Origin of the sequence: Methylobacterium sp. (assembly GCF_028290105.1) — a bacterium.
GTDB lineage: Bacteria > Pseudomonadota > Alphaproteobacteria > Rhizobiales > Beijerinckiaceae > Methylobacterium.
The window spans coordinates 22,003-30,187 of sequence record NZ_JAQGKL010000290.1; the positions used below are offsets into that span (position 1 = coordinate 22,003).

7 protein-coding genes are annotated in these 8,185 nt (G+C 70.3%); all 7 read right to left on the reverse strand.

The genetic code is table 11. The features are described from left to right. Nucleotides 1-2: 2 nt before the first annotated feature. Nucleotides 3-1,271 carry an arsenic transporter gene (locus JWQ05_RS19660; RefSeq protein ID WP_299662256.1) on the reverse strand — a complete coding sequence of 423 codons (1,269 nt, stop codon included), beginning with the start codon at nucleotides 1,269-1,271 and terminating at the stop codon, nucleotides 3-5. 76 nt (nucleotides 1,272-1,347) lie between these two features. After that, nucleotides 1,348-2,478, reverse strand: a complete 1,131-nt coding sequence (locus JWQ05_RS19665; RefSeq protein ID WP_299662258.1) for a metallophosphoesterase — start codon at nucleotides 2,476-2,478, stop codon at nucleotides 1,348-1,350. Between the two features lie 4 nt (nucleotides 2,479-2,482). Next, on the reverse strand, nucleotides 2,483-3,805 hold the full coding sequence (locus JWQ05_RS19670; RefSeq protein ID WP_299662260.1) for an MFS transporter: 1,323 nt from the start codon (nucleotides 3,803-3,805) through the stop codon (nucleotides 2,483-2,485). A 195-nt stretch (nucleotides 3,806-4,000) separates the two neighbouring features. After that, entirely contained in the window at nucleotides 4,001-5,518 is a 1,518-nt protein-coding gene (locus JWQ05_RS19675; RefSeq protein ID WP_299662262.1) for a formyl transferase, read from the reverse strand. A gap of 264 nt (nucleotides 5,519-5,782) precedes the next feature. Beyond that, a complete protein-coding gene (locus tag JWQ05_RS19680; protein ID WP_299662264.1) occupies nucleotides 5,783-7,096 on the reverse strand; it encodes an FAD-binding oxidoreductase in 1,314 nt (437 codons plus the stop codon). A 144-nt stretch (nucleotides 7,097-7,240) separates the two neighbouring features. Then, nucleotides 7,241-7,576, reverse strand: coding sequence for a hypothetical protein (locus JWQ05_RS19685; protein WP_299662266.1), 336 nt, complete (start codon nucleotides 7,574-7,576; stop codon nucleotides 7,241-7,243). 378 nt (nucleotides 7,577-7,954) lie between these two features. After that, nucleotides 7,955-8,185 (reverse strand): hypothetical protein (locus JWQ05_RS19690; RefSeq protein WP_299662267.1); only part of this gene is annotated, 231 nt, incomplete at its 5' end.

The window sequence follows — 8,185 nt, forward strand, 5'->3', positions numbered from 1 at the left end:
GATCAGACGAGGAGGAGACCCGCAAGGGCGAGGATCAGGGCCGGCGGCATCACCAGCAGGCCGAGCTTGAGGAAGCGCCAGAAGCCCACGTCCTGGCCCTCGCGGCGGATCGCGGTCAGCCACAGGATGGTGGCGAGGGAGCCCGTCACCGAGAGGTTGGGGCCGATGTCGATGCCGATCAGGATCGCGCCCGCGACTTTCTCGGACACGTCCGCCGCCTGGACCGCGGCGCCCGCGAGGAGGCCGGCCGGCAGGTTGTTGACGACATTCGAGAGGACCGCCACGAGGATGCCGCCGCCCCAGGCGGTCTCGGCCGGTGCGGCCTGCGCCGCCTGCTTCAGGAGGTTGGCGAGGGTCTGGAGAACGCCGGTCTTCTCCAGCGCCTCCACGAGGATGAACAGACCCGCCACCAGGGGCAGGACGCTCCACGAGACATCCTTGACCACCTCGACGGCTCCGCCACGCTTGATCGCGAGCACCAGGATCGCGGTGGCGAGGCCGGCCGCGAAGGTCGGCAGGCCGAGTTCGAGGCCGTAGGCGGATGCCCCCATCAGCACGCCCGCCGTGGCGACGATGCCGAGCCCCGCGACCTTGCCGGTACCCGACAGGCGCGCCGGCGCGACGTCCTCGGCCACGCGCTGCTGCTTCAGAACCGAATTCTGGCTGAGGCGGAGAACCAAATAAGTCGCCAGGATCGCCAGGGCGGAGGGCAGCGCGAAGCGCGCGAGCCACTGCATCAGGGGCGGCATGTGCGTGGCGTAGACGACGAGGTTGGCCGGGTTCGAGATCGGCAGCACGAAGCTCGCGGCATTCGCGATGAAGGCGCAGATGAACAGGTAGGGCAGCGGGTTCTCGACCTTGGCGGCCTTGGTGGCGGCGTAGACCGCCGGGGTCAGCACCACCGCGCAGGCGTCGTTCGACAGGAAGACGGTGACCACGGTGCCGACCACGTAGATCAGGACGAACAAGCGCGTCGCCGAACCCTTGGCCTGCCGGGCCGCGATCCGTGCCAGCCAGTCGAACAGCCCCTCCTTCCGGGCGATCTCGGCGAGCAGCATCATGCCGATGAGGAAGAGGTAGACGTCGGTGCCCTTGGCGACCCCCTCCCACGCCGTTCCAGGGGAGATCAGCCCGAAGACGAGGAGCGCGAGGGCCCCGAGCACGGCCCAGACCGCCTCCGGCCAGGAGAACGGACGCACGATGACGCCGAGGGTGGCGAGGCCGGCGATGGCCCAGGTCGCGACGTGGGGCGTGAGGAGGAAGGGGGTCATGGGTGCGACAGGCCCCGGCAGACGGCAGGCATGGTTCGGTTCTCGGCGGTGATGGTGAGGTGCGTGGGTGAGGGCCCTACCAGGGCCGTCCGTTGCGGTTCGGACCGAGCTGCGTGCCCAGCAGCCCCTTTTCGGGCCAGGCTCCAACCGCGTCGGCATCGCTGCCAAGGCCCTTCGAGGCCCGGATGGCGCCGGCGTCGCGCGTCGGTTCGACGACGTCCTCGGCGCTCGCCCCGCTCGCGTCGGTGGCGCGGACGACGAGACGAGTCGCCCCCTTCGGCCACGGCAGGCGAGCGCGGAAGCGCCGGTCGCCTTCCGCCCGGCGCATCGGATGCCAGGTCCCACCATCCACCCGGGCGGAGCATTCGGTGATCGCGGCCGGGCCGAGCACCAGGGCGCGAACCTCGACTTCGTCACCGACGATATGCGCGCCATCGTGGGCGAGGCGCCGGTCGGCCGGCGCGGTGACGAGGACGAAGGGCCAGGGCGCACGAAGGGGTTTGAAGCGCCAGCTCACCACGCCGGCATCAACGGCCGCGATGGCGTAGCCGACGGGCCCCTCCTCGATCTGGCCGGTGGAGCGCGTCGCGGCGAAGATCGTGCGGCCGTCATTGGCAAGTTCGTTGTAGTGGGTGTGGCCCATCTCGACGAGCCGCACCCGGGAGCGCGAGACGAGGGCCGCGATGCGCTCGGCCTCCCCCTCCCCCGTCAGGTCCGCCGGGTAACTGTGCATGAAGAGCGCGCAGTCCCGTCCCTCGGCGTCCGCCGTCGCGAGTTGCGCCTCGAGCCAGGCGGTCTGGTCCGGACCGAGCCGGAAATCCAGACCGCCGCTGCCCGACCCGCACAGGTCGAGGAACAGGCAGCGCGTGCCCGAAACGTCGATTGCGTAGGGCAGGCGTCCGACGGCGAGCCCGCCGTAGAAGGCGTCGAGGCTTCCGCCCTCCATGTCGTGGTCGCCGGTGATGACGTGGACCGGCAGGCGCAGGCGATCGAGCCCCCGGCGGACGAGGGCGTATTGCGCCGCCGTGCCGTTGTCGGCGTTGTCCCCGGGCAGGTAGACGAAATCGAGACCCTCGGCCAGATTGATCTGGGCGACGATGTCTTGGAAGTCGCGGGCGTTCTGGGCGTCCGCGTCGGTCAGGTGCAGGTCGCCGATGTGGGCGAAGGCCAGGATGTCGTCTTCGAATGCGTTGCCTGGGGAGCCCATCGTCTCAGGCCGCCCGAGCGGAGGCGGGGGTGACGCCGCCATCGGCGTCCGACCGGCCGGGTTCGTAGCCGAGCGTCTCCGGCATCGCGAAAAGGTAGAGGGCAAAACCCGCCGCAGCGATGCCTGCCAGGGCCAGGAAGGCGGTGGAATAGCCGGCCGAGACGATGATCAGGCCGGCCAGCGTCGCGCTCAAGGCGGCGCCGAGGCTCTGGGCGGTGGCCACCGCCCCTTGCGAGACGTTGAAGCGGCCGGTGCCCCGGGTGAGGTCGGCCACGATCACGGGAAACAGCGCGCCGTAGATGCCGGCGCCGATGCCGTCGAGAAGCTGCACGCCGACGAGATAGAACGGGTTGTTCGACAGCGTGTAGAGCACGCCCCGGATCGCCAGCACGCCGAAGGCCGCCAGAAAGATCGGCTTGCGCCCGATCGCATCGGCCCTGGCGCCAACGAACACCGCCACCGGAACCATCACCAACTGGGCGGCCACGATGCAGATGGCAATGAGCGAGGTGGCGTTGTCCTTGCCCGAGAGCTTCGTCAGCAACTGGCCCACGGAGGTCAGCATCGCGGCGTTCGAGAGGTGAAACAGGGCGGCGAGCACCGCGAAGAGGAGCAGGTACTTGTTCCTCAGGAGGGCCGTGAGGCCGGAGGGCTCCTCCCCGCCATCCGACTTGGCCTGGACCTCGGTCTGGTCGAGGCCGCGCGCGAGGTCGTCGTCGATGGCGTCGGCCGGGACCATCAGCATGGCGCCGATGCTGCAGACAGCGAGCAGCGCCATCAGCCAGAAGACCACGATCGGCCCGAAGAAATAGGCCGTCCCGCCCGCGATCGCCGCCGAGACGGCGTTGCCGGCGTGGTTGAAGCCCTCGTTGCGGCCGATGCGCTTGGCAAACAGCTTCGGCCCGACCACGCCGAGGGTGATGGCGGCGAGTGCGGGGGGGAAGACCGCACCCGCGATGCCGGCCACCGACTGCGTCGCGGCCACGAGGTAGAAGTTCGCGATGAACGGCAGGACGAGGCAGCTCAGCGTCACGGCGATCGCCGCCGCGATCACGACCGCGCGCTTGGCGTTGGTCCGGTCGATCAGGGCGCCGGCGGGTGTCTGGGCGATCAGGCCCGCGATGCCCGCGATGGTCATGATCAGGCCGGTGGTGGCCTCGTTCCAGCCCTGGTCCGGCCCCCGGACCGCGATGAGGTAGATCGCCAGATATGGGCCGAGCCCGTCGCGCACGTCGGCGAGAAAGAAATTCAGGGCGTCGAGACCGCGCAGGACCTGCGTGGACGGCGTGCGCGCCGCGGCGGCATGTGGGGAGAGCGGCTCGGCCATGGGGCCCTTCCGGGACGTTCAGGCGGGACGGGGAGCAAACCAGGGATGTGTGTGAGACCGCACAAAGCCCTGTCGAGCGCTGGCATAAGCGTGGGCGCGACGCTTTGTTCCGGGAACGGGATTAAAATCGGCGTGATCCCGTGCCGGTTGCGGATCGAAGGGCAGCCGTCGCGTCCGAATCCGCGCTTTTCGTCCTCACCCCCGGAAGCGGCGCCGGACCTGGCCCGCGCCGTCGATGAATTCGAAGTCCGGCGACCGATTGAGGGTATGCAGGCCGCTGCCGGGAAACCGTGCCCCGGGTGCCAGGATGGTTTCGACCCGCTGCGCATAGCCCTCGTCGTCGAGGCGCTCGATGCGCGCGAGGCCGAGGGCTCCGCCATATCCGGTCCGGCAATCCTGAACGGGCCGGATCAGCGCCCCGTCGCGCTCGACGATGCGTCCGCCCGAGCGCGCGGAGGCGATGTCGATGAGGACCGGGTTCTTCGGGTGCGGCGTCCAGGGGCCGCGAAAGTCCGGCGCCGACCAGAGATGCAGGCTGTCGGAATACGAGCCCCAGCCGGCGAAGGGGCCGTCGTGCTCGCCGTCGTCCCGCACCGTCGCGAACAGCCACCAGCGCGTGCCCTGCCTGAACAGGGTCGGATCGCTGGCGTTGAGCCCGGACAGCAGGGTCGCCTCCTTCACCCAGCCGCCCGGAAAGGCCGTTGCCCGGTAGAGGTCGAGGGTCCCGGTGGCGCCGCTTTCCGGGACCATCCAGTGGGTGCCGCCCTCCGAAAAGACGAACGGATAGGACAGGTGGTGCGGCGCCTGCAGCACCGGGACGGGGGTGCCGATCGGGCCATCGGGCCCGAATCCGACGGCGGAGATCACGCCCTTCCCGTCGGCGTGGACATAATCCTCCATGAACAGCACCGTGCGACCTTCGTCCACGACGGGGAACGGGTCGGCGTAGAAGCGGCGTCCGTCGTCCGGCAAGGTCCGCCAGCCGGTGTCCGGATGCGCACGCAGGTCGAGAAGATCCGGTCCCCGAAGGCGACGCCAACCGATCCGCCAATGCGGGGCGCGAACGCAGAGGGCGCGAAGGCGGCGCGCCACCATCCGGGCGCCGAGGCGGGCAGCACGCGCGCCGAGATCGAGCGGCGACAATCCGGGCTTCGCGACCTCCCCGATGCGCATCGCGTCCTCGGCGAGGCGCGGCCCATTGCCGTCGAGTGCCGCCAGGATCAGGCTCATGGTGCGCACGAGGGCATCCTCGAAGGCGGTCAGCATGATGGCGCGCGCCTCCGTGCCGACATGGCCCGAGGCCACGATACGTTCGCCCTCCGACAGGGTGACCACGGGCGTCCGCCCGGCGAGCAGCGAGGCGAGCAAGGCACCCTCGCCGGGGGCACCGTCGAAGCGCAGGCGCCAGACAGGTGTGGCGGGGGTCACGACCGCATCGCCGCAGAGGTCGAGGATCAGATCGGGGGGGCCGGCGCCATCAGGCTCGAGCGGGGCGAGTTGCGCAGGGTCGACCGGTTCGGCCGGGCCGGTGCGGGGAAGACGCCGCAGCATCGCCTCCAGGTAGAACAGCAGGGCGGCGTTCGCGGGCAGGCCGCCGGGCCCCGCTGACGCGTCGACGGACACCCTCACGCCGGGACGACGCGCGATGCGCTCGAGGAGCCGGAGGTGCCAGCGGCGGGGCGCGCTCCCGTCGAGGCGAACGCTCAGGCGCATGGCGTTCGGTATCCTCGCAAAAGCGATGGGGAAGGCGATGGGGGAGCACTCGACGGACCGTCTCGCGGCTTCCGGCATGACGCCTCGCGCGAGTGCCGTCAATCGGGCGCTGTCACGCGGTTCGAACGCGAACGGGATCGTTTGGGCGCGCGCCCCTGAACCAAGGCCGCGTTTCCAAGCCGATGACCGTTTTTCTCTGGCTTCCAGGCACTTGGGGGGCCAGGGAATGCGGGCCGATCACCTTCGACGAAACGATCGGCTGCATCACGCCGGGGAACCACCGGCCTCCGGGCGACGCCAACGCGGCCAGCGAAGAATGCGCTGGGGCGCGAAGGGCGCCAGGGGAATGGCGGGGGCGGTGCCGGTGGCGAGGTCGGCCACGAGGCGTCCTGTGATCGCACCGGTGGAGAGGCCGATATGGCCGTGGCCGAAGGCGAAGATCAGCCCGCGATGCCGGGGGCCGAAGCCGATCACCGGCAGGCCGTCCGGCGTCGAGGGCCGCGCACCCATCCAGGGCCGGTTGTCGAGGGGCGCCCCGAGCCGCAGGGTGCCGGCGGCCTCGCGTGAGGCCGCCTCGATCTGGAGATAGTCCGGCGGCGCGTCGCGGGCGTTGAGTTCCACCCCCGAGAGCACGCGCACGCGCCCCTCCCCCATCGGCGCGAGGATCGAACCCGCGCCCGTGTCGAGCACGGGCCGGGTCAGCGGCGGGCTGTCGGGGTGGAGGGCGAAGTGGCAATGGTACCCGCGCTCGGCCGCGAAGGCGAAGCGATAGCCGAGCCCGCGCGCGATCTCGCCCGAGGCCGCGCCCGCCGCGAGAACGATCTGACGGGCGCGCACCGTGCCGTCCGCGTGATGCACTCGCCAGCCATCATCACCCGGCTCCAGTCGCGTGACGGCCCGGTGAAGGATGCGGCCGCCGAGGCCGAGGAAAAGGCGCTCGTAGGATTCGACCAAGGCGCCGGGATCGCTCACCGCCCCCGTCTCGGGGAGCAGCATGCCGCGCGCGTAGGTTCGCGTCAGTGCGGGTTCGGCCGCGCGGACCGCGTCGGAATCGAGGATCTCGAGGGCGACGCCGTGGCGCTGGAGGATCGTCCGCTCCAGGGCCGCGCCCGCGAAGGCGTCGTCCGTGCGGTAGAGCTTGATCCATCCGGGTCGGGTGATCAGGTGCCCTGTGCCTGCTTGCGCGGCCAACCGCATGTGCTCGGCCAGGGCCGCGCTCGTCAGCGGCAGCAGCGCCGTCGCCGCCCGCTCCCAGGCCGACGCCCGGGCGGCCGCGAGGAAATGCGCGGTCCAGGGAATGACACGCGCGACGTGGCTGTGGCGCAGGCGCAAACCCCGGTCGGCATTGCGCAGGTAGGTCGGGAGCTTGGCCCAGAGGGCGGGGCTCGACATCGGAAAGATCGAGCCACGGCTGACCACGCCGGCATTGCCATAAGAGGTCCGGGCCCGGGCCTCGCCGGGATCGAGCAGCACAACGCTGAGGCCGCGCTCCCGCAGGGCGATAGCCGAGGCGACGCCCACCATCCCGCCCCCGACGACGGCGACATCTATCTCGGCATCATGCTCGGCGACGCGCATCGTGTTTCCGCTCGGCTCCTCCCGCGCGACCTGCAGGGCGCGGCGGGCACGATCCGGGTATCAGGGGCCGGCGGCGAGATCGAGGGCTTGCCTTGGTGGCGATCGCACCCGCGCGAGGAAATCGCCGATCGCACCGCCCTGCCCTCAGCGCACCTGAAGCAGCTTGTCCACGAGGGGCATCAGGGCCTCGACGCACGCCTTCGTGGTGTCGTCGGCGGCGCACTTGAAGTCGATCCCCGTTTCTCCACGGTGGAACCGGAGACGGCCGCCCTTCATCCCCAGCATCGGCGGATGACGGCGCCAGCCTCCCTCCCGCTCGCCATCGGGCGGTCCTCGACGCAGCCCCTCCGGGCGGGCGCCATCGGCCATTCCGGTCACGGGCGCAGCGTTCGTGTTCGGGGGACCGCCCGGCACCGGCTCGGCGGCACAGGTGGCGACGGCGGCGAGGCTGACAAGGCCGGCGGCGATTAGGCGTTTCATGGCGACATCCTCGTGGCGCCCCATTCCAGTGCTGGTCATGGAGCAGAGCCAAGGTCTAACCAGCGGGTGTTTCTCCCGTGCGTGCGGATGTTGCGCCACGGAGTCCAAGCCTGCGCGTCAGACCTCCAGCGTGCGCGATGACACCGCACCGGCGGGCTCACCGATTTCGACGCGCTTTCGCGCCGGCCGCGAACAAATATCCGAGCCCACTCAGCAGCAGGGCGCCAGCGATGATGCTCAACCAGATGAAACCGCCGTCCATGACAACCCTCGCTCGCCCACTCGGGCAGCAACGCGGCGCATGGCGAGCCTGTTCGCTATCCCCGGGGCCGGAGAGATCCGCGCGCATGCCGCATGGGGCTGACGCGTGAGCGAAGCTCACAGCCGCAACGCCGCGCCCGACAGGTCGCATTCACACGCGAATTGGACTGCCAAGCACGGCGTACAAACACCGTGCCTCCCTCCGGTGAAATCCGTAGCGGCCGCCTCGAACAGCCTGAACGCCATCGGTACCAAATTAAACAAAGAACGATTGCCGATTGCGTCCTTCACCTTAGAGCATCGCTCACCCAGATCAGTGAACGGCTCTCGGACAAGCTTTGTCGGCAC

Excerpts from the sequence above, each read along its gene's own strand:
- JWQ05_RS19660 (WP_299662256.1), bottom strand. The coding sequence starts at position 1,271 with ATGACCCCCTTCCTCCTCACGCCCCACGTCGCGACCTGGGCCATCGCC.
- JWQ05_RS19665 (WP_299662258.1), bottom strand. The coding sequence starts at position 2,478 with ATGGGCTCCCCAGGCAACGCATTCGAAGACGACATCCTGGCCTTCGCC.
- JWQ05_RS19670 (WP_299662260.1), bottom strand. The coding sequence starts at position 3,805 with ATGGCCGAGCCGCTCTCCCCACATGCCGCCGCGGCGCGCACGCCGTCC.
- JWQ05_RS19675 (WP_299662262.1), bottom strand. The coding sequence starts at position 5,518 with ATGCGCCTGAGCGTTCGCCTCGACGGGAGCGCGCCCCGCCGCTGGCAC.
- JWQ05_RS19680 (WP_299662264.1), bottom strand. The coding sequence starts at position 7,096 with ATGCGCGTCGCCGAGCATGATGCCGAGATAGATGTCGCCGTCGTCGGG.
- JWQ05_RS19685 (WP_299662266.1), bottom strand. The coding sequence starts at position 7,576 with ATGAAACGCCTAATCGCCGCCGGCCTTGTCAGCCTCGCCGCCGTCGCC.